The following is a 25,090-nucleotide window of genomic DNA, read 5'->3' on the forward strand; positions in this document are numbered from 1 at the left end:
GCTCGCCCGGGCCGGTACGGTCGGGGGACCTTTTTCACCGCGGGAGCCCACGGGATGTGCGCGGTCCGCGGCAGTTCCGACCGGGAGTGGGTTGCGTGCATGGCGTGTCGTATCGGTGAGCTCGTCCTCGGATGCCGTGATCCCGAAGTGCTCGCGCGATTCTGGTGCGAGGTCCTGGACTTCGTGGTGCTGGACCGCGAGGAGGACGGAACCCTGGAGATCGGGCCGCGGGAAGGGTTCGGCGGTCCGCAGCCCACGATCATCCTCAGCCGCAGGGAGGAGCCGGAGAAGGGCAAGCCCCGGTTGCACATCGATGTCAACGCCACCGATCGCGCTCAGGGCGAGGAGCTGGAGCGCCTTCTCGAGCTCGGTGCTCGCCCGGCCGACATCGGTCAGACGGGGGAGGAGCCGTGGCACGTCCTTGCCGATCCGGAAGGCAACGAGTTCTGCCTGCTCAGGGCACGCCTCGACCCGCTGTGATGTTGACGGGTGAAGTCCGGGGCGACGGGCACCTCCTGACGGCCGTGATGTCAGGCCCCGGGCGGCGGCTTCGTCGACCCGGTTCGGTATGAAGCTCAGGGAGAAGCAGCAGCATGCCCGGCTACGAGACCATGTCGTTCCACCTCCGCACCGAACGGTTGCTGCTGCGACCGTGGACCGAGGCGGACGCCGAGGAACTGCGCGCCCTCCACGGGGAACGCGGCAAGGGAACGCCCGCGGTGGAGCACACTCGGGCGATCGTCGCGCGGCAGCTCGCTTCGGCGGAGGCCACGGGGATCGCCCTGCTGCCCGTCCTGCGCCGCGACGAGGGCGACGTCATCGGCTACTGCGGGTTGACCATCGGTCGCTCCACCGTGGAGGAGCCCGAAATCGCGTACGAGCTGTTCCGGCGTGTGCACGGGCATGGCTATGCCACGGAGGCGGCCGGCGCGGTGCTCGACGCCGCCGCCGCGACCGGACGGAAACGGCTCTGGGCGACCGTCGGGACGTGGAACACCGCGTCGCTCCGTGTGCTGGAGAAGCTCGGGTTCGAACGGGACCACGTCTCCCTGGAGGAGAGCGGCGAAGTGGCATGGCTCACGCGCGCGTTGCGGTGAGGCGGCGTCACGAGGCGCAATCGGCGTGCCGGTCGCCGGGCGGCAGCTCGCCCGAGCCCCGCGCCACCAGCCGCGTCGGCAGTCGCACCTGCTGCGGCGGATCGTCGGCGCCCGCGAGACGCCGGAACAGCAGTTCCGCCGCCGTGCGTCCCAGCAGCGCCGGGTCCTGCGCCACCACGGTCACCGGCGGGGCGAGCAGGTCGGCCAGTTCGAAGTCGTCGAAGCCGACCAGCGCGACGGGCCGGTGACGGTCCGCCATCACCCGCACCAGGGTCACGGTGACCCGGTTGTTGCCGGCGAAGAACGCGGTGACCGGGGCGGGGCCCGTCAGCATGCGCTCTGCCTCCGCCCGCACACGGGCCGACGCCGTCGGCCCGAGCGAGACCCATCCCGGTTCGACGTGCAGCCCCGCCCCGGACATGGCCGCCAGGTAGCCGATCCTCCGCTCCTCGGCCGTCTGAACGCCTCCCCGGTCGCCCAGGAACCCGATACGCCGGTGCCCGTGCGCGATCAGGTGCCGCACGCCGTCACGGGCCCCCGCGGCGTTGTCCGTCAGCACCACGTCGGCGTCGAGCAGCCCGGGAGAACGGTCCACGAACACCGCTGGCACGCCGGCGTCCCGCTCCGGCTGCAGATACCGGTGGTCCTCGCCGGTCGGTACGATCACCAGCCCGTCCACACGGCGGGCGCACAGAGCCAGCGTCAGTTCCCGTTCCCTCGTCGGGTCCTCCGCACTGGAACCGCTGATCAGCAGAGTGTCGTGGTCCCGCGCCACCTCCTCCACCGCACGGCTGAGCGGCGCGTAGAAGGGGTCGGCGAGGTCCTCCAGTACCAGGCCGACACTGGCCGTCCGGCCCTTGCGCAGGATCCGGGCGCTGTCGTTCCGGCGGAAGCCGAGGGCGTCGATGGCCCGTCGCACACGCAGTTGCGTGTCCGCCGCCACGCCGTCCTCGCCGTTGACCACGCGGGAGACGGTCTTGAGCCCGACCCCCGCCCGTGCGGCCACATCCTTCATCGTGGGGCGGCCGCCGTAGCGGGAGCGGCCGGAGAGCCGGGCGATGTCGGTCACGTCGTCCTGTTCGCGTCGTCTCGGTCCTTCCGCGGGGCGTCCCCCGCTGCGGCCCGCGCTCCACGGGCCCGAGCAGGATACTCTCTGCTACCACCGGTGGGCGGACAACGTTGTCAGGGGTGGTGCGACTGCTCCGGAAGTCCCGCCGGCGCCCACCGATACCCGACCCGCAGGAGAAGCGACCCTCATGCACACCCCGGACCTCGTGGCCGCACTCGACATCGGCGGGACGAAGATCGCCGGAGCTCTCGTGGACGGCGCCGGCCGCGTCGCGGTGCGCGCGCTGCGCCCCACCCCGCAGCACGGCGACGGGGGGACGGTCATGGCGGCGGTCACCGAGGTGCTCCGGGAACTGGCCCGCTCACCGTTGTGGGAGCAGGCGGACGCCGTGGGTATCGGGAGCGCCGGGCCCGTGAACGCCGCCACCGGAACGGTCCGTCCGGTCAACATCCCCGCCTGGCGCGACTACCCCCTGGTCGAGGAGGTGCGGCGCACCACCGGCGATCTGCCGGTCACCCTGGTCGGCGACGGCGTGGCGATGACGGCCGCCGAGCACCTGTTCGGTGCGGCCCGCGGCCGGCGGAACGCGCTCTGCATGGTCGTCTCGACCGGAGTCGGAGGCGGACTGGTCCTGGACGGCAGACTGCACACCGGCGCCACGGGCAATGCCGGGCACGTCGGGCACATGAGCGTCGACCTGGACGGCGAACCCTGCCCGTGCGGCGGTCGGGGCTGTGTGGAGCGGCTCGCCGCCGGTCCCGCGATCGCCCGCCACGCACACGCCGCGGGGTGGCGCCCCGCCCCGGGGACGAGCGGCGACGCCGCCGGAGTCGCCGCGGCCGCCCGTGACGGCCACCCGATCGCCACCGCGGCCTTCGAACGGGCGGGGCGTGCGATCGCCGCCGCCGTCGCCGCCACGGCGGCAACGGTCGAGATCGAGACCGCCGTGATCGGCGGCGGCGTCGCCCGTGCCGGCGAGGTGCTGTTCGCTCCGGTGCGCCGCGGCCTGACGGAGTTCGCCACGCTCTCCTTCACGCGCGAGGTCACCGTGGTGGCCGCGGCCCGGGGCGGTGACGCCGGACTGGTGGGGGCGGCAGCGGCCTGCCGGGAACTCCTGGACTCCACCCGCTGACCACCCGCACGGCCGGGCGGTGCCGCTTCCACGGGTTCCCGGACGGCCGGACGTGCGCCGTCGCCGGCGCGCCCGGGCCGTCGCGCGTTTCCGATGCCGACCCGAGTGGGCACGGAACGGAGGTCGAAGGTAGAGGGGGACACGTGATCGTCTGGTTGAACGGCGCCGTCGGCGCGGGCAAGACCACCACGGCACAGGCACTGCTCGACCTGCTTCCCGGCAGCACGCTCTACGATCCGGAGGCGTTGGCCGGCGGTCTGTGCGCGATGCTGCCGGCGGACCGTGCACGCGCGGGCGCCGACGTCCGCGAGCTGCGTGCCTGGCGACGCCTGGTCGCCGACGGAGCCGCCGCGCTCCTCAGCGAGGTCCCCGGCCCCCTCGTCACTCCCGTGACACTTCTGCGGCAGGACCACCGGGACGAGATCTTCGGGACCCTCGCCGCCCGCCGCATACCGGTCTGCCACATCCTCCTCCACGCCGCGCCCGGGGACCTGCGGCGCCGCATCGCCCACCGCAGCACGGGCGGCGGCAGCCCGGCGTCCGCCGCAGCCGGGGGCCCCGTCGCCGCCTACGAGGACGCCCTCTCCTGGCTGGCGGCGGACGCGCACACCGTGGACACCACCGGGCTCACCCCCTCCGGCGCCGCCGAACGGGTCGCGGCCGTGCTCGACGCCGGAGCGGGAGCCCTGGACATCGTCCAGACCCCGGAGCCCAGCGCCGAGACCGTCGCCGCCGGCGTGCTGCTGTTCGACGCGGACGGCCGGGTGCTGCTCGTCGACCCCACCTACAAGGCGGGCTGGGAGTTCCCCGGCGGCGTCGTCGAACGCGGCGAAGCCCCCGCCCGCGCGGGGATGCGGGAGGTGTCCGAGGAACTCGGCATCGGCCTCGCCTCCGTCCCCAGGCTGCTGGTCGTGGACTGGGAGCAGCCGGACCCGCCCGCATTCGGCGGGCTCAGAATGCTCTTCGACGGCGGGCTGCTGCCGCCGGACCGGGCCGCCGCGCTGCTGCTCCCCGCGGACGAGCTGCGGGGCTGGCGGTTCGTCACGGAGTCGGAGGCCGCGGGGCTGCTGCCGCCGGTCCGTCAACGGCGGCTCCGCTGGGCACTGCGTGCGCGGGAGCGCGGCACGGTGCTGAACCTCGAGGGCGGTGTTCCCGTCGGGGCCTGAAGGGCAGGCCCATTCACCGGCACCACCACCCGTCGGGACGCGTGCCGCTCGCGCCGAGGCACCGCCCGGCCTAGCGTGATCGGGACGGCCGCCGCGAGCGAGGACGGTGCCCCGGGCGATGGACGACGACCGACGGTTCCCCTTCCGGCTGCCCCTGCCGCACGGGTGGATGCCGGAGCCCGGTGTGCGGAACCGGGCCCTGCTGGGCGGGGCGGCGTTCGCGCTCGTCCTGGGGCTCGCGCTCATCCGGGCCGGCACCGAGGGACGGTCGGGACCACCGCAGCCCGCGACGGCCCCGGCCGCTGCCACCGCCCCCGACCGGACGGACCGGACCGGGCGGCCAACGCCCCCCTCGCCCGGTGCGGTCCCGTTGCCCCGGGCGCACCCGCCCCTGGCCCCGTCGCGGCCCGGACGCGTCAGTGTGCCCTCCGTCGGGATCGACGCCGCGCTCGTCACCGTCGGACTCGGCCCCGACGGGCAGTTGGGCGTACCTCCGGCCGCCCGAAGCCACCGGGCCGGGTGGTACGGCGGCGCGGTCACGCCCGGCGAGCGCGGTACCGCCGTCCTGGTCGGCCACGTCGACGACGCGAGCGGACCGGCCGTCTTCTTCCGGCTCGGCGCCGTGCGGCCCGGTGCCGAGGTCGCCGTGGTGCGGGCCGACGGGCGCCGCGCGGTGTTCACGGTCTACGCGGTCGAGTCGCACCGGAAGGACGCTTTCCCCGGCGAGCGCGTCTACCGCGACACCCCCCGTGCCGAACTGCGGATGCTGACCTGCGGGGGCGGCTACACCGAGGACACGGGCTACCAGGCCAACGTGGTCGTCTTCGCCCGGCTCACCGATGTCCGCTGAGCCGCCGCGCGCGGCGGCCGCCCCCGACACACCGTCAGGCTCCTTGCCCGGCCGTGTACCTGCTCAGGAAGCCCAGGAACAGGGCTTCGGTCACCGCCATCCTTTCCAGCTCCTCGGGGGAGACGCTCTCGTTCACCGCGTGGATCTGCGCCTCCGGTTCGCTGAGGCCGACGAGGAGGATCTCCGCCTCCGGGTACAGCGACGCGAGTGTGTTGCACAGCGGGATCGAGCCGCCCTGGCCCGCGGTCGCCATCTCGGCGCCGTCGTAGGCCTCACGCATCGCCTCGGCCATCGCCCGGTACGCGGGGGTGCCGGTGTCCGCGCGGAACGGCTGGCCCTGCCCCACCTGCTCGACCGACACCCGTGCCCCCCACGGCGCGTGGGCCTCGAGATGCTTCACCAGCAGACGCCCCGCCTCGGCGGCGTCGGCACCCGGCGGGACACGCAGGCTGACCAGCGCCCGCGCCCCGGCCTGCACCGAAGCCGTCGCACCGACGACGGGTGGGCAGTCGATGCCCAGCACGGTCACCGCCGGACGGGCCCAGATACGTTCGGCCACCGTCCCCTCGCCGATGAGGTCGACACCGTCCAGCACGCGGGCGTCCCGGCGGAACTGCTCCTCCGGGTACTGGAGCCCGTCCCAGCCGGCCGAGGGGACCAGGCCGTCGACCGTGGTCGAACCGTCCTCGTCGCGCAGCGAGTCCAGCAGGCGGACGAGCGCGGCCAGCGCGTCCGGTGCCGCGCCTCCGAACTGCCCCGAGTGCAGGTTTCCTTCGAGGGTGTCCACCTGGACCCGGACCAGGGCCATGCCCCGGAGGGAGGCGGTCACGGTCGGCAGCCCCGCCCGGAAGTTGCCGGCGTCGCCGATCACGATGGTGTCCGCGGCCAGCAGCTCCGGATGCGCTTCGGCGTACCGCTCCAGGCCGCCCGTGCCCTGCTCCTCGGAGCCCTCCACGATCATCTTCACGGAGACCGGGACGCCGCCGTCCGCCTTCAGCGCCCGCAGCGCCAGCAGGTGCATGAGGAGGCCGCCCTTGCAGTCGGCCGCGCCGCGCCCGTACCAGCGGCCGTTCCGCTCCGTCAGCTCGAACGGAGGGCTGTCCCAGCCTGCCGGGTCGAGGGGCGGCTGCACGTCGTAGTGCGCGTACAGCAGCACCGTGGGCGCGCCGGCCGGGCCGGGCAGATGCCCGTACACCGACTGCGTCCCGTCCGGCGTGTCCAGCAGCGCCACGTCCTCGAAGCCCTCCCGGCGCAGCGCCTCGGCCACCCACCCCGCCGCTGCCTCGCACTCGCTGCGCGGGAACTGCGTCTCGTCGGCGACGGACCGGAAGGCCACCAGTTCCGTCAGTTCCTCCTTGGCGCGGGGCATCAACGAGGCGACGGTGGCGGCGAGCGGACTCTGCGGCATGACAACGCTCCTTGTGGGTGCGGTAGGGCGGGACGGCCGTGCGAGGGTGGGCACGGTGCCCGGAAGGCAGGCTGCGATCCTCCCACAGCGGGCTGCCGTCACCGGGCGCCGTAGGATGCGGTCGGCTACATCACGGACGTCGGACGATCGGGAGCTGGAGCAGCGTGAGCAGCGAGAACGCGGCCGGGGAGAACGGGGCGGAGCGGACAGTCTGGGACGTGGTGGTCGTCGGCGCCGGACCTGCGGGTGCCTCCGCCGCGTACGCCGCTGCCGTCGCCGGACGCCGCGTGCTGCTCCTGGAGAAGGCCGAACTTCCGCGCTACAAGACCTGCGGAGGCGGGATCATCGGTCTCTCGCGGGACGCCCTCCCTCCGGGGTTCGCGCTCCCGCTCCGCGACCGGGTCCACGCGGTGACGTTCTCGCTGAACGGGCGCCTGACCCGGACTCGCAGGTCCCGCCGGATGCTGTTCGGGCTCGTCGACCGCCCGGAGTTCGACCACGCGCTGGTGGAGGCCGCGGTCGACGCGGGTGCCGATGTGCGCACCGGTGTCTCGGTGGCGCGGGTGGAGCAGCACGGCCCCGCGGTGCCCGACCGCCGGACCGTCGCCGTGGTGCTCGCGGGTGAGGAGGAGCCGGTCCTCGCCCGGGCCGTGGTCGGTGCGGACGGCAGCGCGGGGCGGATAGGCACGCACGTCGGCGTGAAGACGGACCAGGTCGACCTCGGACTCGAGGCGGAGATCCCGGTCCCCGCGAGCGTCGCGGAGGACTGGGCGGGCCGGGTCCTCATCGACTGGGGCCCGATGCCCGGGAGTTACGGCTGGGTCTTCCCCAAGGGCGACACCCTTACCGTCGGGGTGATCTGCGGCCGGGGCGAGGGCGCCGCCACCAGGCGGTACCTGGACGACTTCGTCGCCCGGCTCGGTCTCGCGGGTTTCGAGCCCAGTATCTCCTCCGGCCACCTCACCCGCTGCCGGGCCGACGACTCCCCGCTCTCCCGCGGCCGGGTCCTGGTCTGCGGCGACGCAGCGGGACTCCTCGAGCCCTGGACCCGGGAGGGTATCTCCTTCGCACTGCGCTCCGGGCGCCTCGCGGGCGAGTGGGCGGTGCGCATCGCCGAGGCGTACGACGCGGTGGAGGCTCGTCGGCAGGCGCTGAACTACACCTTCGCCGTCAAGGCGGGGCTCGGGGTGGAGATGGGCATCGGCCACCGCATGTACCAGGTCTTCCGCCGGCGTCCCGGCCTGCTGCACGCCGCGCTCACCGGATTCCGTCCGGCCTGGAACGCGTTCGCCCGGATCACGCGGGGCAGCACTTCCCTCACGGAGATCGTCCGTACCCACCCGCTGGCCAGGCGCGCCCTCGACGCGGTGGACCGCCCCGCCCCGCAGCGGGCCGCAGCGGACCTCGCCGACTGACCGGGGGCCGGGTCCGCGACGGCCCGAACCGGCGGCACGGCGTACTCCCGTGGGAGCAACCGGGGCCACGCCGTGCGGCTGACGGCGTCACCAGGGGCGCGGAGCTAGCGTGGCGGCCATGTTCCGAGCCTTCCCCGGGCACGGCCGCTCCGGCGGAGGCCCACTGTGGCGACACCTGCCGGCAGGGCCGTCCGCGGGCACCGGCCTGCCCTGGCGCTCCTCGCTGCTGATCGCGGTGGTGGTGATGGCCGGATCGCACGTCGCGGCGCAGAACCAGGTCGGTGACCGGGTGCCGCTGGACGTGGCCGGGCGATTCCTGCTGCTCGCCGGGCCGGCCCTGCTCCTGCTGCGGCACCGGCTGCCGCGTACCACGGTGTTCGCCACTGCTGTCGTGTGCCTGCTCTACCTCGGCGCCGGCTACCCCTACGGCCCGGTCTTCCTCAGTGTTGTCGTGGCGGTCTTCTCCGCCGTGGTGGCGGGACACCGGTTCGCCGCCTGGGGCGCGCTCGCCGTGCTCGGGGCGGGCCACCTGCTCCTGGGGCTGTGGTGGTACCACTGGCTGCCTCCCGTCGGGGACGACGGGGTGTCGCTGTGGGAGGAACTGGTCGTCGGAGCCTGGCTGGTGGTCGTTGTACCGGTCGCCGAACTCGCCCGCGTCCGGCACGAGCAGTGGGCCCGGGACCGGGAGGAACGCGCCCGGGAGGAGCAGCGCCGTGCGGAGCGGGAGCGGCTCCGCATCGCCCGGGAACTCCACGACGTCCTCGCCCACAGCATCTCCGTGATCAACGTCCAGGCCGGGGTGGGGCTGGCGCTGCTCGACACGGACCCGGAACAGGCCCGCGACGCGCTCACGACGATCAGGACCGCCGGAAGGCAGGCACTGGGAGAGGTGCGTCAGGTCCTGGAGACCCTCCGCGCCCCGGACGGCGCCGCGTCGCGCAGTCCGGCCCCCGGCCTGGAGCGGCTGCCCGAACTCGTGGAACACGCCGGGAGCGCGGGGCTGCGCGTCACCACCCGCACCACCGGGACCCCCGCGCCCCTGCCGTCCGGAACGGACCTGGCGGCCTTCCGGATCGTGCAGGAGGCACTCACGAACGTGCTGCGCCACTCCGCGGCCCGTCGGGCGCGGGTGACCCTCCAGCGGGGCGGGGACACCCTGGAGGTCCTCGTCGAGGACGACGGTCCGGCCTCCGGAGGCGACACCGGAGGGAGCGGGAACGGACTCGCCGGAATGCGGGAGCGCGCAGCAGTGCTCGGGGGAACGCTCGAGGCGGGACCGCGGTCCGGCGGCGGGTTCCGGGTGCGGGCCGTGCTGCCGGTCGGGTACGAGGCGGAGTCGCAGGCCGCGAAGGAGGAGGATGCGTGATCCGAGTGCTGCTGGCCGACGACCAGTCACTGGTCAGGGCGGGTTTCCGGGCGCTGTTGGACGCACAGCCGGACGTGGAGGTGGTGGGTCAGGCCGCCGACGGCGGCGAGGCGCTGGAACGGGTGCGGGAGCTCGCACCCGACCTCGTCCTGATGGACATCCGGATGCCCGTCCTCGACGGCCTGGCCGCGACCCGGCCGTGAGGGTGGTCATGCTGACGACGTTCGAACTCGACGAGTACGTCTTCGAGGCGATCCGCTCCGGAGCCTCCGGTTTCCTCGTCAAGGACACCGAGCCGGACGAGCTGGTGCGCGCGGTCCGTGCGGTGGTGGCGGGGGACGCACTGCTCTCGCCGGGCGTCACCCGGCGGCTGATCGAGGAGTTCGCGGCACGCTCGAAGGAACCAGCCGCCGAGGCCGCGCTCGCGGAACTCACCGAACGGGAGCGCGAGGTGATGGCCCTCGCCGGGACGGGCCTGTCCAACGAGGAGATCGCCCGGCGGCTCGTGGTGTCCCCGCTCACGGCGAAGACGCACGTCAGCAGGGCCATGGTCAAGCTCGGAGCCCGGGACCGGGCCCAACTCGTCGTGCTGGCTTACGAGTCCGGTCTCGTCCGGCCGGGCTGGCTGGGCTGACGGCGGTGCCGCCACTTCAGCAGGACCCAGACCACCCGCAGGATGAAGACCGAGGAGCCCACCCATTGCGCGTGGCGCAGCCAGGCCTCGGAACCCGAGCCGAAGAGCGTGGGGGAGGCGACGGCGAGGAAGGCCAGGGCCGCCAGCACTCCCGCGCTGAACAGCGCGAAGGCGATCTCCACTGTCGCCGCCTCGCGCTCGGCCTGCGTGCGCGGCCCGTGGGCGTGGGTGTGCCCGGTGCCGTCTGCCTCCTCCTGCGCGTCCATGGGGGCATTGTGCCACCGGTGCCTCATCCCGTGCCGAGGCTCAGAGCCCCGGAGCCTCGGCACGGGGCCGCTTGCGGCGCACGTAGAGCTGTTTGCGCACCCGCGCGACGACGGTCCCGTCGGCGGCCCGCACCTCGGTGGCGAACCAGGGCAGAGCCTTCTCCCCGGCGGCTGTCTCCGCCCGGATCTCCTCGAGCCGCTCCTCGGGAAGCGAGAACTCGGCGAAGACGTCGCCCCGCCCCGGGGAGACGTACTCGATCTCCCCGGCCTTGTCCCAGACGATGTAGTCGCGGCCCAGCCGGTTCACCGCCAGCAGTGCGTAGAACGGGTCGCTCATGGAGTACAGCGAGCCGCCGAAGTGCGTGCCGAAGTAGTTCCGGTTGAGCCGTCCCAGCCGCAGACGGACCCGGGCCCTGCTCCAGTCGTCGGCGATGTGCAGCACCTTGATGCCTGCCGCGCGGTACGGCGGCCACCAGGCCAGGACGCGGCGCAGGCCGTGCGGAGTGGACAGGATCGAGCGCATGCCGGGGACGATACCACGAAGTTACTAGCCGGTAGGTGCGTGGCGCTTCGTGCGCTGCCGGATCGCGGACGCCTCCTGCCAGAGGGCGGCCACGGACGTATCCCCGTCGACCGAGGCCACGCCGTCGAGCGGGAGCCTGTTCCACAGCGCCAGGTACAGGTGTGCTGCCGGTCCCCGCATCCGGCAGTCGTACGCTCCTGTCTCCCGGCGCTCCACCCGGGGCGCGGCGGAGGAGAGGTGCAGTGTCCAGTGGGCCGAGGGCGCGTCGGTGGTGGAAACCAGCAGCGTGCGTGGCGTGTCGCTGCGGACCGGGCTGAAAGGGCGCGTGTGGAAGCCCGTGAGCAGCTCGTCGATCCCGTCGGTGGCGAACTCCGGCGCGACGGGCCCGGGAGTCCGGCCCGCCGCGAGTTCGGCGTCGACCCGGTGGACGGCCGTTTCGTGCGCCTGGCGACGGGCCCAGAAGGCCCGGGGCGACGGCGATCCTTCCAGGAAGGACCAGCAGGCGAGGGTGTCGTCGGCCGCCTCGAGGCGCTCGACCAGGGTCCGGTACCCGGAGCGGAACCATCCGGCCACCTCGCCGTCCGGCATGGATGCGGAGCCGATCGGGCGCGCCTCGGCGTGCCCCTCCGCCACGTAGTCCGACGCCCAGCGGTGCACACAGCCGGTGTGCAGCACCAGGTCGCGGATCCGCCAGGCGGGGCAGCTCGGCACCTCGGCGTCCCAGCCGGCCTCCTCGGCCGCCGTGAGCAGTGCGGAACCTTCGCGGGTGAGCGCCTCGATGTGTCCGGTGGTGTGCATGTGCGGAGTGTGCCGGTCGGCGCGCCCGGTGTCATCCTCCGGCGGGAACCGGTGGCAGCGTCACAGCGTTCGCCGGGCCGCACCTGCCAGGGCGGCGGCCAGAGCGGCGAGGGCGGCGACCGTGCTCAGGGCGCCCGGGAGGGAGGTCCGTTCGGCGACGAAGCCGATGACCACGGGGCCGACCAGCATGCCTCCGTAGCCCAGCGTGGACGCGGCTGCCACGCCGCGCGGGCCCGCCAGGGCGCCCGCCCGTCCGATCGCCACCGGGAAGATGTTGGCGAGCCCGAGGCCGGTCAGGGCGAATCCGGCCAGTGCCCACGCCGCGTCGGGTGCCAACGAGCCCAGCAGCATTCCCGCCGCCGCCGCGAGGCCCCCGGCCACGAGGGAGCGCGCCTGGCCGAATCGTTCCAGCAGAGCTGTCCCGCCGAGCCTGCCCGCGGTCATGGCCAGGGCGAACGCCGAGTACCCCGCGGCGGCGACGCCCGGGGAAGCGTTCAGGGTCTCCGTCAGGTGCAGCGCGCTCCAGTCGGCGAGCGCGCCTTCGCCGTAGGCGGTGCACAACGCGATCATTCCGAGCACGAGAACCACGCCGCGCCGGTGCGCGGTCCGACCGGCGGCTGCGGCACCCGACGGTCCGGCATCGCGGGCCGATGGGGGAGCGGGGTGGGAGAGCAGGGCGCGGCCCGCCAGGACGGTCACCAGCAGGCCGACCGCCGACAGCGCGGCGAGGTGCTCGGCGGCGCCCAGGCTTCCGGCCACGAGTCCGCCGAGCCCCGCTCCGAGCATGCCTCCCAGGCTGAACGCGGCGTGGAATCCGGGCATCACGGGGCGGCGGAGCGCGGCGACGAGATCGACGGCGGCGCTGTTCATCGCCACGTTGATCGCTCCGTAGGCGCTGCCGAACACCAGAAGCACCAGGCCCAGCGAGAGCGGCGACCGTGTCAGCGGCGGCAGGGCGACACCGACCGAGATCAGCGCTCCCGACGCCACGGTGACAGGGTGGTTCCCGAAGCGCCCGCACAGCCGGCCCGTGAGCATCATCGTGGCCACGGCGCCGGCCGACACGCCCAGTAGAGCGAGTCCGAGCTCACCGTTCGAGGCATGGGTGAGGCTCTTGACGGCCGGGATGCGGACGACCCATCCGGCGAAGAGGAAGCCGTCGAGGGCGAAGAAGGCGGTCAGGGCGAGGCGGAGGCGGCCCGACCCGGCGTGCGCGGAGGAGGCGGCGTCTCCGCCCGTCCGTCCGGGGATGGACCGCGATTTGTTTATGAGCGGCACAAAGTGAGAATAGAGGTGTGACCCAGACGCGTACAACACGGCTGGACAGGGGCCGCAACGCCCTCGGTCCGGCACTCGGACTCGTGCACACCGGCCGGGCGCCCACCCGAGCGGTGCTCACCGCGGAACTCGGCGTGACCCGTGCGACGGCCGGGGCCGTCGCCGCGGAGCTGGAGGCCCTCGGACTGATCGTCGTCGACTCCAGCCCGGGTGCCGCGGTGGGCGCCCAGGGCCGGCCCTCGCACCGGCTGGCGGTGAATCCCGACGGCCCCGTCGTCCTCGCCGCCCAGGTGCATGCCGACGGCTTCCGCGCCGCTCTGGTCGGCCTGGGGGGCCGGATCGTCGCCACGGCTCCGGGCTGCATGACGGTGGACGCCGACCCCGCCCACGTGCTGGGCGAGGTGGTGCGGGCGGGCGCACGACTGCTGCGCGACACCGGCCGCCGCTGCGTGGGTGCGGGCCTCGCCGTGCCCTCTGCCGTGGCCGAGCCGGAGGGGACCGCCCTCAACCCGCTGCACGTCTCGTGGGAGGCGGGCGCTCCCGTGCGCGACATCTTCACCCGCTGCCTCGCGGAGGCCGCCGTCACCGGCCCGCGCCCGGACGCCGCCGCGGCCGGTAGGGCGGCGAACGACGTCAACCTGGCCGCGCTCGCCGAGCACCGCCACGGTGCCGGCCGCGGAGCGCAGCACCTGCTGGTGGTCGGCACGGGGCACCGTGGTGTCGGAGGCGCGCTGGTGCTCGACGGCCGCCTGCACACCGGCAGTTCGGGACTCGCCCTGGAGGTCGGCCACCTGACGGTCGATCCGGACGGCCGCCCCTGCCACTGCGGGAGCCGGGGCTGTCTCGACGTGGAGACCGACCCTCTGGCCCTCCTCGAGGCCGCGGGCCGCACACCCGGCCCCGAAGTCTCCCTGCTGGACCAGGCACGCGCCCTGATCCGCGACGAGTACGCGACCGATCCGCGGGTCCGTGCCGCCGTGGAGACCCTCATCGGACGCCTCGGACTCGGACTGGCCGGGCTCGTCAACATCCTCAACCCGGACCGCATCGTCCTCGCCGGCCTCCACCGCGAACTGGTCGCGGCCGACGGTGACCTGCTGCGGTCCGTCGTCGCCGACCGCAGCCTGTGGGGGCGCAGCGGCGGTGTGCCGGTGCTGGCCTGCTCGCTCGACCACAACAGCCTCGTCGGTGCCGCCGAACTTGCCTGGCAGCCCGTGCTCGACGACCCGCTGAACGCCCTGGGGGCGGCATGACGGAGTCGAACACCCGCCGCATCCGTGCCGGGAGGGAGGACGACCTGGTCGCCCTGGGGGATCTGGAACGGGCCGCGGGCGAGCAGTTCCGGGCACTGGGCATGGATGCCGTCGCGGACGACGAACCGTTCTCGCCCGGCGAACTGCGGCCGTACCTCCATCGCGACGGGCTCCACGTCGCCGTGGACGACCGCGACCGTCCGATCGCCTACCTCCTCACGGAGCCGGTCGACGGTTGCCTGCACATCGAACAGGTCTCCGTCCACCCCGACCACGCCCGCCGCGGCGTGGGCCGTGCACTCCTCGACGACGCCGCCCGCAGGGCCTCCGCCCGTGGGCTGCCCGCGCTCACGCTCACCACCTTCACCGAGGTGCCGTGGAATGCCCCCTACTACGAGCGGTGCGGTTTCCGGCGGTTGGGAGCGGCGGAGACGACACCGGGACTGCGGGCCCTCCGCGCCCGCGAGGCCGCGGCCGGACTCGACCGCTGGCCCCGGGTCTGCATGCGCCGCCCCCTGGACCGCTGACCGCTCCTGACGGCGCGCCGGAGTAGGCTCGCAGCATGTCCTTCCTGTCTCTCGGCGACCACGAGTACGTGAGTCTGGTGACCCGCCGTCGCACCGGAGCCCCCGTCCCCACTCCCGTGTGGATCGTCCGGGACGGCGACGAGTTGCTCGTATGGACGCGCAGCGACAGCGGGAAGGTCAAGCGTCTCCGCAACGACCCGCGGGTCACCCTCGCCCCGTGCGACGTGCGCGGCCGCGTCGCCGATGCCGCGCCCGCCGCCGCGGGCACCGCTCGGCTCCTCGAGGACTCCGCGGGACTGACACGTGTGCGGCGTGCGATGGCGCGCAAGTACGGCTGGAAGTTCCGCCTGATGGATTCCGGCGGTGCCGTGCTCCGCCTCGGCAGGCGCCCGCACACGGGAATCGCGGTCCGCCCGGAGCCCTCCGCGGACGGCCCGCAGCCGTAGCCGCGCGTGCTGCTCCGCCGGGAGCAGCACGCATGCCGCCCGGTGGACGACGAGACCGTGCCGCTCGACGACGAGGCTCGACAGTGCCGAACGGAACTGCCGAGGAGTTGATCGACCATGCATGCTCTGGCGCATGGGGCCGGTACGGGCCCCGGGCCCTGGATCCTGCTCGTCCCGCTGCTGTGGGCGCTCGTCGTGATCGGCGGCGTCGCCCTCCTCCGCCGCACGGTGCGGCGGGGCTGCACACTCCGCTCCGGCGGGCTCCGCCGCGCCGGAGCCGGCGGCGCGAAGGAGGGCGCCACCGACCTGCTGGCCCGCAGGTTCGCCGCCGGCGAGATCGACGAGGACGAGTACTGGCTGCGGCTCGCCGTGCTGAACGAGAGCAGGGAGAGTCCGGCGTAGTCCGGTCGTCACCGCCTGGTCCCGCCCCGCCCGGGACACTGTTCCGGGCGGGGCGGGATCAGGCGCGCGACCCCAGGTCCGCCCGTGCCGACTCCGACGGCACGGCGGGCTCCGTGCCGGGGACAGCGGTCTCCCGCCGGGTGGTCGGCCGCTGCTCGGTGGCCCCACCGGCCGCGGGAGTCGGCGCATGGGTGAAGGGGGCCGGCAGGGTGAACCAGACGATCTTGCCCGACCCGTCGGTCTGCTCGCGGATGCCCCAGCTGTCGCTGAGGGCGGCGACCAGGGCCAGGCCGCGCCCGTGGGTCGCCAGCGCATCCTGGCACCGCAGGTCGGGAAGGTGCGGGTCGTGGTCGCACACCGAGACCGTCAGACGGTCCCGGAGGAACACCATTTCGACAGTGCAGTGCTTGTCCGGCCCCGCGTGCTGGTGGACGTTCGCGAGCAGCTCGGAGAGCCCGAGCGCGACGCGGTCGATGAGCGGATCGAGGTGCCAGTAGCGCAACTGCGCGGAGGCGATCCTGCGGACCTGCCCGATCCGCGACGGGAGCGCCTGGAACTCGACGGCACAGTGCCTGCCGGGCCTGCTGTCTCGACTCATCACCACTGCGGCTCCCTGACGGAGGAGGGGAACGCCCGAACGGAGAAGAACCAGTGCGGTGGACGCGGCCGCGACGACGGAGCGGAGACGCGCCTCCCGCCGGCCCGCAGCCCGTACGGGGCATGCGCCACATCGGCCAGCCTGCGGCGCCGCACCGCAGCCCGCAAATCGGGCATCACCCGAACGGCCGCGCCGGCCCGTGGGCTCAGCCCTCCAGGATCCCGAGCTCCGCGGCTGCCTTCGCCTGCGCCGTGCGCACCCCGTTCAGCAGTTCCCCGCGCCGATCGCCCGCGGTCCTCAGGTGGTAGCGGGTTCCGTCCACGACAGCCAGCACGCGCTGCCCTCCCGGACCGCCCCGGACTCTCACCCGGTGCAGGGGCGCACTGTCGATCTCCCGACCGTAACTCGTCAGCAGCTCCAGTTCCCCGGCGCACACCCGTACCTGACCGGCGCGCGTCAGGGAACGAAACCGGCGCCGGATGCGTACGCCCGTTGCCACGTAGTCCGGTTGCGCCATGCCGCACCGCCTTCCGGTCCGTTCACCGCACGACTACCCCTGCGCGCGTCCCCCCACCCCTGCCGCCTCCGGCCCAAGGGCGAGGACCCCGGGAGGAGGGTCTCCCCGCGCGCCCCGGCCGCCGGCCCTTCACGGCGGCGTCGCAGCACGCCCACATCGTGGCCGGACTGGCGTGATTCCGCGGGTCGGGCCGACGCACGCGGACATTCCCCTCCCATCTCCCGCGCCGCTGCGCGATCCTGAGGTCCGGTAGGCAGAACCGTCCTCGGGGGGAAGTCATGCCCAGCGGCCCCGTCCGATCCCCGGAGCACCCCGCTCCCCTCAGCAGCCGGCCCGCCCTGGAACTACTGGTGCACGGCGTCGGAGGCGCCACTCCCCAGGAGATGCTGGACGACGCCCGCACCGAGCGGGTCACCGGCGACCACGTCGCCGCAGTGCACCGGCGGGCCGGAGACCTCGGCATCGAGGACCGCCCGACCGGCCGTACCTCCTCCCGCAAGAACCATCCCGGCAGCCCCCCGCACCCCGACGGGCCGCGCGTCGTTCCGGAGGCCTACTGCTGGTCGCATCTGACCTCCGGCAACAGCGCCCGGGCCCTGTGGCTGCTCCTGCTGCCGTTCATGGTCGTCAACCTGGCCCACTGGATGCGCCCCACCGCACGCTCCTCCCGCGGGCACCGGCTCGCCGTACGGGCCCACGGAGCCGTCGTGAGACTGCTGGCCCTGAGCCTTACCGGACTGCTCGTCGCCGCCGCCTGCGACGTGGCCCTCGATCAAGTGGCGTGGCAGTGCGCCGGTTCCCCGCAGTGCGCCGAGGCGCACTCCTGGCTCGGCTTCCTCGCGCCGGGAGGAGACGGACAGGGCGGCTGGTGGACCGCCCCCGGCCGTCGGCTGGCTCTCGCGGCACTGCTCCCCACCGCGCTCACCGGCCTGCTCTGGTGGCTGTCGCACCGCACCTGGAGCGCGTACGAATCCCAGCCGCCCTGGCGCGCCACCACCGCGGCGGGTCCCGGTACCCCCGACCGGCCCGAACTGGCCGCCCCCGACTTCTGGTACGGCCGACCGCTGGTGGCGCGGCTGCGGGCGGCGCACACCGCGGCCGCCCTGCTCACCGTCGCCGGCGTGCTCACTGCTGCCGCCGCCCCGCACGACCGCACGTCCGGAGGCAGTGGCGTGCTGGAGGCGACGGGATGGGGCATCCAACTGTTGCTGGCGGCCGGAGGAGTGTGGTCCGTGGCCGCCGTGTGCGACTGGCGCGGGAACGCCTCCGAACCACCCGGGGAGCGCACGGCGGCCCGCTTCCTGCCCGCCGCCGCGGCGGGCGTCCTGGCACTCGCGGTGGTGCACGCCGCATGGGGGCGGCCGGGATGGGAGAGCGCCGGACGGCTGCTGGGGGAAGAGACCTTCGGCGTCCTCACCGCCGCGCAGGGGGCGCTGGCGGCGGCCCTGGCGGTCATCGGCCGCGGCCTCCACCGGGCCACCCGCGTACCGGGCACTGCACTGGCCGGCCTGGGCCCTGCAGCGACCGCCATGCTCGCCTGCGCCCTCGGCGGTGTCATGTCCGGCGGCGTCGCGCAGTGGGTCGCGGCGTGGCTCGACGGACCGCTCGCGTCCGTCGGCGGACATCCTGCGCTTCCCGGGCCGCCGACCGTACTGACCTGGCAGGCATCGGTGGTGCCGTTGCTGCTGCTCGTCCTGCTGGCCCTGCTGTGCGCCCAGGCGGTGCGGGTGGCCCGCGCCGGGGCGCACATCGCGCGGGACGTCCCCGCCCACTACCCGGGGGCCGAGCCGGACGCGGCCCGCTCGCGGCGCATCGGGCGGGCGATCGCGGCCGCCCGTGTCACCGACTCCGCCCCGCGTCTGATCGGTACGGTCGCCCTCGCCACGCTCCTCCTCGGCGCGGCCGCGCTGTGCGGCAGTGTGCTGACCGGAAGGACGCCCGCCGAGGCGGCCGACACCGCCCCCGCACTCCTGGACGGCCTGGCGGACAGTCTGCAGGCCGGCGGATCCTGGCTCATGGGGGTGGGCTTCGTCCTGCTCCTCGCCCTCGGCCGCCGCGCGTACCGGGATGCCGCGACGCGGCGCACCCTCGGAATTCTCTGGGACGTCGGCACCTTCTGGCCCCGTGCGGCACACCCCTTCGCACCCCCGTGCTACGCCGAGCGCGCGGTTCCCGATCTGGTCTGGCGCATGGCCACCTGGACGCGAGCGCACCGGGGAGGCCGTCTGGTGCTGTCCGGTCACTCCCAGGGCAGTGTGCTCGCGGCGGCTGCCGTGTGGCAGCTCGACCCTCCGACACGGCGCCAGGTCGCGCTCCTCACCTACGGGTCGCCCCTGGCCCGCCTCTACGGACGCTGGTTCCCGGCCCACTTCGGCCCCGGCCCGCTCCGTGCCCTGCACGCCGAACTGGACTGCTGGCGCAACCTGTGGCGCACCACCGATCCCATCGGAGGTCCGGTGCGCCTGCCGGCGGGAGAGGAGCCCGAGGTCGATCGGGGGCCGCTGCCGGACCCTCGCTTCTACGGGCGTTCCGCCCTCTCGCCGCTGCCCGCTCCCGTGCTGGGGCACAGCGAGTACCAGGCGGACCCCGCCTTCGCCGAGGAGCGCGCAAGGCTGCTGGAGCGCCTCGGCGCGTCCGCGCAGGAAGCGCGAACAGCCGCCGCCGGTACGACGGGGACGATGCCGGCCCAGATCCGGAACGAGCCGCCCGGGACCGTCCCCTGACGGACAGCCCGGCCCGGCTCGTCAGGACGGTGCCGGCAGGTCCTCCGGATGGAGGAGCGTCAACTCCTCGGTGCTGGCGCTGGAGAGCTGGGCGACGCGCCCGGCATGCCGTTCCACCATGGCCTCGAAGGTCTGCCGAGCCGTGCGCCCGTTGCCGAACGAGGGGCCCTTCGGCAGGGCCGCGAAGTGCCGCAGCAGTGCTTCCCCCGTGCCGTCGGCCAAGTGGTACTCGTGGTCGGCCGCCTGCTGCTCGACGATGTGCAGCAGTTCCTCGGGGGCATAGTCGCCGAAGGTGATGGTCCGGGAGAAGCGGGAGGCGACGCCCGGGTTCACGGCCAGGAACCGTTCCATCTCGGCCGTGTAGCCCGCGGCGATCACGACGACTTCGTCCCGGTGGTCCTCCATGAGCTTCACGAGCGTGTCGATGGCCTCCCGCCCGAAGTCCCGGCCGGAGTCCTCCGGGGAGAGGGCGTAGGCCTCGTCGATGAAGAGCACCCCGCCCCGGGCGCGGTCGAAGGCCTCCTGCGTCCGTATCGCCGTCGAACCGATGTGCTCCCCGACCAGGTCCACGCGGGACACCTCGACCAGGTGTCCCGAGCCGAGCACGCCGAGGGCATGGAGGATCTCGCCGTACAACCTGGCCACGGTGGTCTTTCCGGTGCCGGGAGAGCCGGTGAAAACCAGGTGCCGCCGCGCCGACGCGGCCTTGAGGCCCGCCTCCTCGCGACGCCGCCCCACCTCGATCATGTTCGTCAGGGTGCGCACCTCGCGCTTCACGCTCTCCAGGCCCACCAGCCCGTCCAGTTCGCCGAGGACCTCGGCGGACGGGCGCGCGGCGGGCCGCTCCTCGGCCCCGTCCTTCTCGGACTCGTCGGGGGCCGGTGCGGCGTCACGGGGGGACGGCACGGCCCTGGCGGAGGTCAGCAGCCCGGCAGCGCCCGTCACCGAGGCCGTGGCCACGGCGGGAACCGGCGGAGGAACGGGCGCGGCGGAGGGAGCGGCGCTCTCGTCGCTGGTGCAGTCCTCCACGACCGCGCCCTCCTCGGCGAACTCGTACCCGCCGCGGGCGCAGCGCTCCGTACGGCAGCGGCGCAGCGTGGCGCCGCATCCGTCGATGACGTGGAAGCCGTAGCCCCGCGAGCCCGTCACGCGGCACCCGTGGAAGGAGCCCAGACCTCCCGCGGAGACGTACACCCCGGCCTCCTCCGGAGAGGTGATCGTGCAGCGCTCCGCCGTCGGGTCCGCCCCCTTGGTGACGATCAGCCCGGTCGAGACGCGGTCGACGTCGCAGTTGACGAGCGTGCCGCCGCTGCCGTGGTCACGGAACCAGGCGCCGGTACCCGCCTCCCGGATGCGGCAGTCGTCCATCCGCACCGAGGCACCGTCGCTCACCGAGACCGCGGTGCCCCGGACCTGGGCGACGTCGCAGTCCAGCACGTCCGCCCGGGATCCCCGGTCCAGGACGAACAGCGCGTCGGGAACGCCGTGCACCCGGCAGGAGTCCAGCACCGCGGACGCGCCGTCGCTGACCCAGACGGCCGGGTAGTCGCCCGTCGACTCGTGGAACTCGCAGCCGTTGGCGTCGGCACGGGTCCCCGGGTCCCAGACCGAGAGCCCGTTGCGGCCGAACCGGCGCACTTTCGACCGGGTGAGCGTGAGTACCGAACGGGAGCGGAGATCGACCGCGTTCTCCGGGATGTCGTGGATCTCGCAGTCGGCGAGGGTCAGTACCGCCTCGGTGTCGAGCGTGACCCCGTCGGACGTGGTCCGGTGCACCCGGCAGTCCGTCAGGTGCCCGGTGGCCCGCGCGGTGGCGCGCACGCCCGTGCCCTTGATCTCGTACACCTCGCAGCCCACGGCCTCCGCGGCACTCCCGTCCCCCAGCAGGGAGAGGCCCGCCCCCGAGGCGTGGTGCACCCGGCACCTCTCCAGCCTGGGGTGGGCGCCGTCCGTCACCGAGATGCCGGCCTGGCCCGCGGCCACCACTTCGCACTCCTCGTACACGCCGCCCGCAGCCCCGGAGATGCCGATACCCAGGCCGGCCGGGTTGTCCACGGTGCAACGGCGCACGGTGGGGCGGGCGTTGCCACGCACCTCGATGCCTGCGGCAGACCGCGTCATGACCCGCAGGCCGGTGATCTCCGGCGCGCAGTCCTCCACCAGCAGCGCGGGCACCGAGGCGTCCTGGCCCTCCAGCTGGAGGTCCCGCACGGTCGCCGAGGAGCGCACGGTCAGGGCCACGCCGTCGGGAGGAGCGATCCGCACCGAGCCGTCGGCCGGCCGGTCCGGACCGCGGAGGGTCACCGTCCGGTCGAGCACCAGGTTCTCGCGGTAGGTACCGGGAGCCACCGTCAGGACGTCCCCGTCGGCGGCCGCTTGCAGAGCAGCGGCGAGCGAGTCGTACTCGCCTGTTCGGCGCCGCCAGCGGGAGGAGCCGGTGTGGGTGACCTGGACCGAGGCCTGTCGCATGGACTGCTGCGTCCTCACTTCGTGCCGTGATGCCTTGACGGTGCCGCTGTTGAGCCGGGTGCGGGGGTCCACCGTAGCGTGCGTGATCCGTTCCCGGTCACCGGTCGGCAGGTCACCGGGAGGGTTCCGGCCCTCGGATCAGAGGGTCCACCGCCACTCGGCCACCTCCGGCAGGTCGACACCCTGTTCGCGGATCCAGTCGTGGTGGCGGAGCCGTACGTCCTCCATCCGCTGCCGCACCCCGGCAGCCCGGGCCGAGAGCCCGGGGACGCGGTCCAGGACGTCCATCACCAGGCGGTACCGGTCCATGTCGTTGCGGACGACCATGTCGAAGGGCGTGGTGGTCGACCCCGACTCCTTGTACCCGCGGACGTGCAGCTCGGCGTGGACCGTCCTGCGGTAGGCGAGCCGGTGGATGAGCCACGGGTAGCCGTGGTAGGCGAACACCACCGGCCTGTCCCGGGTGAAGAGGGCGTCGAAATCGGCGTCCCGCATGCCGTGCGGATGCTCGTCGTGCGGCAGCAGCCGTGCCAGGTCGACCACGTTCACCACGCGCACGGCGAGACCGGGCACGTGGTTCCGCAGCAGCGCCGCCGCCGCGAGCGTCTCCTGCGTCGGCACGTCACCGGCGCAGGCGAGCACCACGTCCGGCTCCTCGCCGTGCCGTTCCGTCCCGGCCCACTCCCAGATGCCCAGCCCGCGCGCGCAGTGGACCCGTGCCTCCTCGAGGGACAACCAGTCGAAGCACTCCTGCTTCCCCGCCACCACCACGTTCACCGTGTCCGTCGTGCGCAGCACGTGGTCCGTCACGCAGAGCAGGGTGTTGGCGTCCGGCGGCAGATAGACCCGCACCACCTCCGGGCTCTTGTTGAGGATGTGGTCGATGAACCCGGGGTCCTGGTGCGAGAAGCCGTTGTGGTCCTGCCGCCAGGCGTGCGAGGTGAGCAGGTGGTTGAGCGACGACACCGGGCGGCGCCAGGGAACCCGGCGGGCACTGTGCACCCACTTCACGTGCTGGCCCGTCATACTGCTCACGATGTGCGCGAACGCCTCGTAGGTGGAGAACAGGCCGTGGCGGCCGGTGAGCACGTAGCCTTCGAGCCAGCCCTGGCACAGGTGCTCCGACAGCACCTCCAGCACACGACCGTGCGGCCCGAGGTGCTCGTCGGTGGAACGGAGGGGCTCCTGCCAGTCCTTGGACGTGGCGCCGTAGACGTCGTCGAGCCGGTTGGACGCCGTCTCGTCCGGCCCGAACATCCGGAAGTCGCGCTGCTCCCCGGTCGCGGACATCAGCTCGCCCAGCCAGCCTCCGAGCACCCGGGTGGGCTCGTGCAGGGTCGCTCCGGGCCGCTCGACCTCCACCGCATGGGGTTCCAGGACCGGCAGCGGCAGCTCCCGCAGCAGCCGGCCGCCGTTCGCGTGGGGCACCGCCCCCAGCCGCAGGTCCCCCTCCGGTACGCAGTCGAGGACGTGGGGCAGCGGCTGCCCGCTGTCGTCGAACAACTCCTCGGGGCCGTACGAGCGCAGCCACTCCTCCAACTGCCGCAGGCGTTCCGGGTCCTCGCGCACCCCGCTCAGCGGAATCTGGTGCGCACGCCAGGTGTCCTCCACGGGCACACCGTCCACGACGGCTGGTCCGCTCCACCCCTTGGGCGTGCGCAGCACGAGCATCGGCCACCGCGGCCTGGGGGCGCCGGTCTCGGTCCGCGCCGCCCGCTGCAGTGCCGTGATGCGGTCCACCGCCGTGTCGAAAGCGGCTGCCATCGCGCGATGGACCTGTCCCCGGTCCGTCCCGGGCTCGGCGGTGACGTGCAGCGGCTCGTATCCGTACCCGCGCATCAGCGCGTCCAGTTCGTCCTCCGACAATCGGGCGAGGACCGTCGGATTGGCGATCTTGTACCCGTTGAGGTGGAGCACGGGCAGCACGGCACCGTCGTGCACCGGGTCGAGGAACTTGCCGGCGTGCCAGGAGGTGGCCAGCGCGCCGGTCTCCGCCTCGCCGTCCCCGACGACGCAGCACACCAGCAGCGCCGGATTGTCCATGGCCGCTCCGTAGGCGTGCGCGAGCGCGTACCCGAGTTCACCCCCCTCCTGCAGGGAGCCCGGTACCTCGGGACCGGTGTGGCTGGGCAGGCCGCCGGGTTGCGAGAAGGACCGGAACAGCTTCCCCATGCCGTCCGCGTTCCGCGGCGTGTCCGGCGTGTACTCCCCGTAGGTTCCCTCCAGCCAGCTCCCGGCCAGCACCGCCGGTGCGCCGTGTCCCGGTCCCCACACGCACAGGGCCTCGGTGCGGCGCGTCCGGATGATCCGGTTCAGGTGCGTGTACACCAGGCACAGTCCGGGACAGGTTCCCCAGTGGCCCAGGAGCCGCGGTTTGATGTGTGCCGGGCGCAGCGGCTGACTCAGCAGCGGGTTGTCCCGCAGGTAGAGCTGGCAGGCCGAGAGGTAGACCAGCGCACGCCAGTGGGCGTCCAGCCGATCCGTCTCCTCAGCGGTGATCTCCGGGCGGTTCTGCATGCAGGAGGGGTACCAGGGGTTCCCCCTCCCGACACATCGTCCTCCCGCCGGCGGGTCGCAGCCCTGCCCCGATCACGTGCTCAGTAGCCGCGGCCCTGGTAGGGGCGCCCGTACGGGTCGTTGTACCCCTGGGGCGCCTGCCGGGGCGCAGCGGGCCTCGGAGCGACGGGGCGCATCTGCTGCTGCCCGCCCGCCCCGGGGTATCCGCCCTGCCCGGGCTGTCCGGCGTAGCCGCGGGGGGCGCCCTGCTGAGGGATGTACGGGGACGGCGTCTGCTGCAGCGGCGAGGGCTGCTGGGCAGGCGGGGCGTGATGCGGCGCCTGCGACGCGCCCTGCCCTCCGGACGGCAGTGCGGGCAGCGCGGGGAGCGCGGACTGCTGGCTGGGCACGTCGTACTCTGCGGGCACTCGGATGGGGGCGATCTGCGGCGTTCCCCGCTCGGCGACGAGCATGTCGTAGATCGGGGTGTCGGGGAACGGGGGCGCAGCGTAGTAACCGCCGCCATAGGTGCTGCGGGGGGAGGTCATGGTCCATAAGTTAAGCCCATGATGTGCCGGTTGGGGAGTCCGATAAGCGGGTCATTTTGCGCGACTGGCGTGAACGCACGCCCGCAATCGGAGCGTCGGAGGAGAAAAC

The 25,090-nt window shown here is 73.8% G+C and carries 23 protein-coding genes and 1 pseudogene; 13 read left to right on the forward strand and 11 right to left on the reverse strand.

Going from position 1 to position 25,090, the window contains the following annotated elements:
* The first annotated feature begins 99 nt into the window (after positions 1 to 99).
* Positions 100 to 480 (forward strand): VOC family protein, encoded by a 381-nt coding sequence (locus tag ACL06G_RS14610; RefSeq protein WP_412787089.1) that lies wholly within the window; start codon positions 100 to 102, stop codon positions 478 to 480.
* Positions 481 to 593: 113 nt separating this feature from the next.
* Positions 594 to 1,097 carry a GNAT family N-acetyltransferase gene (locus tag ACL06G_RS14615; RefSeq protein WP_412787090.1) on the forward strand — a complete coding sequence of 168 codons (504 nt, stop codon included), beginning with the start codon at positions 594 to 596 and terminating at the stop codon, positions 1,095 to 1,097.
* Positions 1,098 to 1,104: 7 nt separating this feature from the next.
* Here the strand turns inward: ACL06G_RS14615 and ACL06G_RS14620 are convergent, their stop codons facing one another.
* Positions 1,105 to 2,166 (reverse strand): LacI family DNA-binding transcriptional regulator, encoded by a 1,062-nt coding sequence (locus tag ACL06G_RS14620; RefSeq protein WP_412787091.1) that lies wholly within the window; start codon positions 2,164 to 2,166, stop codon positions 1,105 to 1,107.
* Positions 2,167 to 2,353: 187 nt separating this feature from the next.
* Here ACL06G_RS14620 and ACL06G_RS14625 point away from each other — a divergent pair, with 187 nt between their 5' ends.
* The 3 genes from ACL06G_RS14625 to ACL06G_RS14635 all read left to right on the forward strand — a co-directional run bounded on the left by ACL06G_RS14625 (position 2,354) and on the right by ACL06G_RS14635 (position 5,314).
* Positions 2,354 to 3,298 carry an ROK family protein gene (locus ACL06G_RS14625; protein WP_412787092.1) on the forward strand — a complete coding sequence of 315 codons (945 nt, stop codon included), beginning with the start codon at positions 2,354 to 2,356 and terminating at the stop codon, positions 3,296 to 3,298.
* A gap of 143 nt (positions 3,299 to 3,441) precedes the next feature.
* Positions 3,442 to 4,464: an NUDIX hydrolase gene (locus tag ACL06G_RS14630; protein WP_412787093.1), complete on the forward strand. Its 1,023-nt coding sequence runs from the start codon at positions 3,442 to 3,444 to the stop codon at positions 4,462 to 4,464.
* A 169-nt stretch (positions 4,465 to 4,633) separates the two neighbouring features.
* On the forward strand, positions 4,634 to 5,314 hold the full coding sequence (locus tag ACL06G_RS14635; RefSeq protein ID WP_503167849.1) for a class F sortase: 681 nt from the start codon (positions 4,634 to 4,636) through the stop codon (positions 5,312 to 5,314).
* 34 nt (positions 5,315 to 5,348) lie between these two features.
* Here the strand turns inward: ACL06G_RS14635 and ACL06G_RS14640 are convergent, their stop codons facing one another.
* The gene (locus ACL06G_RS14640; RefSeq protein ID WP_412836003.1) at positions 5,349 to 6,722 is read right to left on the reverse strand and encodes a dipeptidase; all 1,374 of its coding nucleotides are present in this window, start codon (positions 6,720 to 6,722) and stop codon (positions 5,349 to 5,351) included.
* A gap of 164 nt (positions 6,723 to 6,886) precedes the next feature.
* Here ACL06G_RS14640 and ACL06G_RS14645 point away from each other — a divergent pair, with 164 nt between their 5' ends.
* From ACL06G_RS14645 to ACL06G_RS14655, 3 genes and pseudogenes are all read left to right on the forward strand, one after another.
* Positions 6,887 to 8,137 carry a geranylgeranyl reductase family protein gene (locus ACL06G_RS14645; RefSeq protein WP_412787096.1) on the forward strand — a complete coding sequence of 417 codons (1,251 nt, stop codon included), beginning with the start codon at positions 6,887 to 6,889 and terminating at the stop codon, positions 8,135 to 8,137.
* A 118-nt stretch (positions 8,138 to 8,255) separates the two neighbouring features.
* A complete protein-coding gene (locus ACL06G_RS14650; protein WP_412787097.1) occupies positions 8,256 to 9,503 on the forward strand; it encodes a sensor histidine kinase in 1,248 nt (415 codons plus the stop codon).
* Positions 9,500 to 10,137 (forward strand): annotated as a pseudogene (locus tag ACL06G_RS14655) (response regulator transcription factor). Before ACL06G_RS14650 ends, ACL06G_RS14655 begins: the two are co-directional and overlap by 4 nt.
* Here ACL06G_RS14655 and ACL06G_RS14660 read toward each other — a convergent pair.
* From ACL06G_RS14660 to ACL06G_RS14675, 4 genes are read right to left on the reverse strand one after another with little or no spacing between them, the layout of a single operon-like run.
* Positions 10,098 to 10,403: a DUF6332 family protein gene (locus ACL06G_RS14660; RefSeq protein WP_412787098.1), complete on the reverse strand. Its 306-nt coding sequence runs from the start codon at positions 10,401 to 10,403 to the stop codon at positions 10,098 to 10,100. The pseudogene ACL06G_RS14655 and the gene ACL06G_RS14660 sit on opposite strands and share 40 nt — an antisense overlap.
* Positions 10,404 to 10,443: 40 nt before the next feature.
* The gene (locus ACL06G_RS14665; protein WP_412787099.1) at positions 10,444 to 10,926 is read right to left on the reverse strand and encodes a DUF4442 domain-containing protein; all 483 of its coding nucleotides are present in this window, start codon (positions 10,924 to 10,926) and stop codon (positions 10,444 to 10,446) included.
* A 24-nt stretch (positions 10,927 to 10,950) separates the two neighbouring features.
* Positions 10,951 to 11,724, reverse strand: coding sequence for a maleylpyruvate isomerase family mycothiol-dependent enzyme (locus ACL06G_RS14670; protein WP_412836004.1), 774 nt, complete (start codon positions 11,722 to 11,724; stop codon positions 10,951 to 10,953).
* 60 nt (positions 11,725 to 11,784) lie between these two features.
* The gene (locus tag ACL06G_RS14675) at positions 11,785 to 13,002 is read right to left on the reverse strand and encodes an MFS transporter (RefSeq protein ID WP_412787101.1); all 1,218 of its coding nucleotides are present in this window, start codon (positions 13,000 to 13,002) and stop codon (positions 11,785 to 11,787) included.
* Positions 13,003 to 13,019: 17 nt separating this feature from the next.
* Between ACL06G_RS14675 and ACL06G_RS14680 the strand changes: the two genes are divergently transcribed.
* The 4 genes from ACL06G_RS14680 (at position 13,020) to ACL06G_RS14695 (ending at position 15,630) form a co-directional block, all read left to right on the forward strand.
* On the forward strand, positions 13,020 to 14,255 hold the full coding sequence (locus ACL06G_RS14680; protein WP_412787102.1) for an ROK family protein: 1,236 nt from the start codon (positions 13,020 to 13,022) through the stop codon (positions 14,253 to 14,255).
* Positions 14,252 to 14,782 carry a GNAT family N-acetyltransferase gene (locus tag ACL06G_RS14685; RefSeq protein ID WP_412787103.1) on the forward strand — a complete coding sequence of 177 codons (531 nt, stop codon included), beginning with the start codon at positions 14,252 to 14,254 and terminating at the stop codon, positions 14,780 to 14,782. Before ACL06G_RS14680 ends, ACL06G_RS14685 begins: the two co-directional genes overlap by 4 nt.
* A 35-nt stretch (positions 14,783 to 14,817) precedes the next feature.
* Complete coding sequence (locus ACL06G_RS14690; RefSeq protein WP_412787104.1) at positions 14,818 to 15,228, forward strand: PPOX class F420-dependent oxidoreductase; 411 nt, start codon at positions 14,818 to 14,820, stop codon at positions 15,226 to 15,228.
* A 117-nt stretch (positions 15,229 to 15,345) separates the two neighbouring features.
* Positions 15,346 to 15,630, forward strand: a complete 285-nt coding sequence (locus ACL06G_RS14695; RefSeq protein ID WP_412787105.1) for an SHOCT domain-containing protein — start codon at positions 15,346 to 15,348, stop codon at positions 15,628 to 15,630.
* 58 nt (positions 15,631 to 15,688) lie between these two features.
* On the opposite strand, the gene ACL06G_RS14700 is transcribed toward ACL06G_RS14695, so the two are convergent.
* Positions 15,689 to 16,228, reverse strand: coding sequence for an ATP-binding protein (locus ACL06G_RS14700; RefSeq protein WP_412836005.1), 540 nt, complete (start codon positions 16,226 to 16,228; stop codon positions 15,689 to 15,691).
* A gap of 205 nt (positions 16,229 to 16,433) precedes the next feature.
* A complete protein-coding gene (locus tag ACL06G_RS14705; protein WP_412787107.1) occupies positions 16,434 to 16,745 on the reverse strand; it encodes a hypothetical protein in 312 nt (103 codons plus the stop codon).
* Between the two features lie 278 nt (positions 16,746 to 17,023).
* Here ACL06G_RS14705 and ACL06G_RS14710 point away from each other — a divergent pair, with 278 nt between their 5' ends.
* A complete protein-coding gene (locus ACL06G_RS14710) occupies positions 17,024 to 19,468 on the forward strand; it encodes a hypothetical protein (RefSeq protein ID WP_412836006.1) in 2,445 nt (814 codons plus the stop codon).
* A 21-nt stretch (positions 19,469 to 19,489) separates the two neighbouring features.
* On the opposite strand, the gene ACL06G_RS14715 is transcribed toward ACL06G_RS14710, so the two are convergent.
* From ACL06G_RS14715 to ACL06G_RS14725, 3 genes are all read right to left on the reverse strand, one after another.
* Complete coding sequence (locus ACL06G_RS14715; RefSeq protein ID WP_412836007.1) at positions 19,490 to 21,937, reverse strand: right-handed parallel beta-helix repeat-containing protein; 2,448 nt, start codon at positions 21,935 to 21,937, stop codon at positions 19,490 to 19,492.
* Positions 21,938 to 22,075: 138 nt separating this feature from the next.
* Entirely contained in the window at positions 22,076 to 24,454 is a 2,379-nt protein-coding gene (locus tag ACL06G_RS14720; RefSeq protein ID WP_412836008.1) for a phosphoketolase family protein, read from the reverse strand.
* 80 nt (positions 24,455 to 24,534) lie between these two features.
* Positions 24,535 to 24,981 (reverse strand): DUF6643 family protein, encoded by a 447-nt coding sequence (locus ACL06G_RS14725; protein WP_412787111.1) that lies wholly within the window; start codon positions 24,979 to 24,981, stop codon positions 24,535 to 24,537.
* Between the last annotated feature and the right edge of the window lie 109 nt (positions 24,982 to 25,090).

Origin of the sequence: Streptomyces callyspongiae, assembly GCF_047200695.1 — a bacterium.
Taxonomy (GTDB): domain Bacteria; phylum Actinomycetota; class Actinomycetes; order Streptomycetales; family Streptomycetaceae; genus Streptomyces.

Coding starts and splice junctions, on each gene's coding strand:
- ACL06G_RS14610 (WP_412787089.1), top strand. CDS start 100: ATGGCGTGTCGTATCGGTGAGCTCGTCCTCGGATGCCGTGATCCCGAA.
- ACL06G_RS14615 (WP_412787090.1), top strand. CDS start 594: ATGCCCGGCTACGAGACCATGTCGTTCCACCTCCGCACCGAACGGTTG.
- ACL06G_RS14625 (WP_412787092.1), top strand. CDS start 2,354: ATGCACACCCCGGACCTCGTGGCCGCACTCGACATCGGCGGGACGAAG.
- ACL06G_RS14635 (WP_503167849.1), top strand. CDS start 4,634: ATGCCGGAGCCCGGTGTGCGGAACCGGGCCCTGCTGGGCGGGGCGGCG.
- ACL06G_RS14640 (WP_412836003.1), bottom strand. CDS start 6,722: ATGCCGCAGAGTCCGCTCGCCGCCACCGTCGCCTCGTTGATGCCCCGC.
- ACL06G_RS14650 (WP_412787097.1), top strand. CDS start 8,256: ATGTTCCGAGCCTTCCCCGGGCACGGCCGCTCCGGCGGAGGCCCACTG.
- ACL06G_RS14660 (WP_412787098.1), bottom strand. CDS start 10,403: ATGGACGCGCAGGAGGAGGCAGACGGCACCGGGCACACCCACGCCCAC.
- ACL06G_RS14665 (WP_412787099.1), bottom strand. CDS start 10,926: ATGCGCTCGATCCTGTCCACTCCGCACGGCCTGCGCCGCGTCCTGGCC.
- ACL06G_RS14670 (WP_412836004.1), bottom strand. CDS start 11,724: ATGCACACCACCGGACACATCGAGGCGCTCACCCGCGAAGGTTCCGCA.
- ACL06G_RS14685 (WP_412787103.1), top strand. CDS start 14,252: ATGACGGAGTCGAACACCCGCCGCATCCGTGCCGGGAGGGAGGACGAC.
- ACL06G_RS14690 (WP_412787104.1), top strand. CDS start 14,818: ATGTCCTTCCTGTCTCTCGGCGACCACGAGTACGTGAGTCTGGTGACC.
- ACL06G_RS14695 (WP_412787105.1), top strand. CDS start 15,346: ATGCATGCTCTGGCGCATGGGGCCGGTACGGGCCCCGGGCCCTGGATC.
- ACL06G_RS14700 (WP_412836005.1), bottom strand. CDS start 16,228: ATGAGTCGAGACAGCAGGCCCGGCAGGCACTGTGCCGTCGAGTTCCAG.
- ACL06G_RS14705 (WP_412787107.1), bottom strand. CDS start 16,745: ATGGCGCAACCGGACTACGTGGCAACGGGCGTACGCATCCGGCGCCGG.
- ACL06G_RS14710 (WP_412836006.1), top strand. CDS start 17,024: ATGCCCAGCGGCCCCGTCCGATCCCCGGAGCACCCCGCTCCCCTCAGC.
- ACL06G_RS14715 (WP_412836007.1), bottom strand. CDS start 21,937: ATGCGACAGGCCTCGGTCCAGGTCACCCACACCGGCTCCTCCCGCTGG.
- ACL06G_RS14720 (WP_412836008.1), bottom strand. CDS start 24,454: ATGCAGAACCGCCCGGAGATCACCGCTGAGGAGACGGATCGGCTGGAC.
- ACL06G_RS14725 (WP_412787111.1), bottom strand. CDS start 24,981: ATGACCTCCCCCCGCAGCACCTATGGCGGCGGTTACTACGCTGCGCCC.